Source organism: Streptomyces sp. NPDC006265 (assembly GCF_040613555.1).
Classification (GTDB): Bacteria; Actinomycetota; Actinomycetes; order Streptomycetales; family Streptomycetaceae; genus Streptomyces.
This window is the reverse complement of sequence record NZ_JBEXSH010001099.1, coordinates 1-2,546: the sequence shown is the minus strand read 5'-3', so window position 1 is coordinate 2,546 and position 2,546 is coordinate 1. Positions and strand designations below refer to the sequence as shown.

The window sequence follows — 2,546 nt, the reverse complement described above, 5'->3', positions numbered from 1 at the left end:
GACAACAACGACCCCTCAACCCCGAACAACACCTCCCCCAAAGAGCCACCCAACAGCGGATCGAGCACCCCACACACCTCGTCCAACGCCCCCGCGAACACCGGAAACGCCTCATACAACTCCCGCCCCATCCCCGCCCGCTGAGCACCCTGACCCGAGAACACCACGGCCAGAGCACCCCCTGACGGGCTGACCGGGGTCAGGTGGCGGAGGCCGTCCAGGAGGTCGGCGGGGCCAGTGCCCACGACCGCGGCGCGGTGCGGGAGGCCTGCTCGGGTGGTGGCCAGGGAGTAGGCGATGTCCTGGGGGTCGGGGGCGCCGGGGGCCGAGGCGAAGGCGTGGAGCCGTTCGGCCTGGGCGGTGAGCGCCTGGGGTGTGCGGGCGGACAGGAGCCACGGCAGTACGGGCAGGGTGCGGGAGCCGGTGGTTCCGGCGGGCGGGGCGGCCGGGGCCTCTTCGAGGATCACGTGCGCGTTGGTGCCGCCGAATCCGAAGGAGGAGACCCCCGCGCGGCGCGGTGCGTCTTCCCGCGCGGGCCAGTCACGTGCCTCGGTCAGCAGCTCCACCGAGCCTGTGTCCCACTCCACGAACGGCGACGGCTCGTCCACGTGCAGCGTCCGCGGCAGCACACCGTGCCGCATCGCCTGCACCATCTTGATCACACCACCGACACCCGCGGCGGCCTGCGCGTGTCCGATGTTGGACTTCAGCGAGCCCAGCAGCAAGGGCTGTTCACGGTCCTGGCCGTAGGTGGCCAGCAGGGCCTGTGCCTCGATCGGGTCACCGAGCCGCGTGCCCGTGCCGTGCGCCTCCACCGCGTCCACCTCGGCCGGAGTGAGGCGGGCGTTGTCGAGGGCCTGACGGATGACACGCTCCTGCGACGGACCGTTCGGCGCCGTCAGACCGTTCGAGGCGCCGTCCTGGTTCACCGCGCTGCCCCGCACCACCGCCAGCACCCGGTGCCCGTTGCGCACCGCGTCCGACAGCCGCTCGACGACGAGAACACCGGCCCCCTCCGCCCACGCCACACCGTCTGCCCCGGCCGCGAACGACTTGCAGCGGCCGTCGGGCGACAGACCGCGCAGGCGGGAGAACTCCAGGAAGGCCACCGGCGTCGACATCACGGTGACGCCGCCGGCCAGGGCAAGGGAGCACTCGCCGTTGCGCAACGCGTTGGCCGCGAGGTGCAGGGCGACCAGCGAGGACGAGCAGGCCGTGTCGACGGAGACCGCCGGGCCCTCGAAGCCGTAGGTGTAGGAGAGCCGGCCGACGGCGATGCTGCCGGCGCTGCCGCTGAACAGGTAGCCCTCGAAGTCCTCCGGCGGCAGGTGGGGGCGTGAGCCGTAGTCGTTGTACATCTGGCCCGTGAACACGCCGGTGTCCGAACCGCGCAGGGTGGTGGCGTCGATACCGGCGTGCTCGAACGCCTCCCAGGCCGTCTCCAGCAGCAGCCGCTGCTGCGGGTCGATCGCCATGGCCTCGCGCGGCGACATCCCGAAGAAGGCCGGGTCGAACCGGTCGGCGTCGTAGAGGAACCCGCCTTCACGTGCGTACGAGGTGCCCGTGCGGTCGGGGTCCGGGTCGTAGAGGCCGTCCACGTCCCAGCCCCGGTTGCCGGGGAATCCGCCGACGGCGTCGGTGCCGTCGGCCACGAGGCGCCACAGGTCGTCGGGCGAGGACACGCCGCCGGGGTAGCGGCAGGCCATGCCCACGATCGCGATCGGCTCGCGCCGCCGGTCCTCGATGTCCCGCAGCTGCCGACGTGCCTCACGGGCATCGGCGACGGCCTTCTTCAGGTAGTCGCGGAGCTTGTCCTCGCCCGCCATGGTGTGTCAACTCCCGTGTGTCGTGTGGTGATCGGTGCCGAAGTGGGCGTGGCGGCTCAGTTCGGTCCGTCGCTCGGTTCAGTTCGGCGCTCGGTTCAGTTCGGCGCTCGGTTCGGTTGGGCGCTCGGTTCGGTCCGTCGCTCAGTTCAGTTCGTCGACGAGGGCGAACAGTTCGTCGTCGGTGGCCGAGTCCAGGTCCTCGTCCCGGTCCTGGGCCGAGGTGCCGGTCGGGGTCCCGGCCGCGCTGTCGGCGGCGTCGAGGAGTTCGCGCAGTCGGGCGGTGATCCGGCCGTGGGCGGACGCGTCCGTGGCGGCCGCCTCGATGGCGGCTTCGAGCCGGGCCAGTTCCGCGAGGACCGGCTCGTCCGGCGCGGTCTCCTCGACGGTGAGGCGGTCGCCCAGGTACGAGGCGAGCGCCCTCGGCGTGGGCTGGTCGAAGACGAGGGTCGTCGGCAGCCGCAGTCCCGTCTCGGTGGCGAGCTGGTTGCGCAGCTCGACGGCGGTCAGGGAGTCGAAGCCGAGTTCCTGGACCGGCCGGTCGGCGTCGATCGCCGTGTGGTCGGCATGCCCGAGGACGGCCGCCACCCGGCCACGGACGAGGTCCACCAGCGCCCGTTCGCGGTCGGTCACGGCCAGGGCCGCGTCCTTGGGGTCGGCGGAGAGCATGGTGTCGAATGTGCGGTTCAGTCCGCGGACGGCGTCCTCCGACGCCGCCCAGAC

At 72.3% G+C, this 2,546-nt stretch carries 2 protein-coding genes; both read right to left on the bottom strand.

Translation table 11 applies throughout. The annotated features are described in order from the left end of the window. Positions 1 to 1,826 (bottom strand): type I polyketide synthase (locus ABZ281_RS45740; protein WP_356664340.1); only part of this gene is annotated, 1,826 nt, incomplete at its 3' end. A 141-nt stretch (positions 1,827 to 1,967) separates the two neighbouring features. Further along, positions 1,968 to 2,546: acyl carrier protein (locus ABZ281_RS45735; protein ID WP_356664338.1), on the bottom strand; the 579-nt coding region annotated here is incomplete at its 5' end.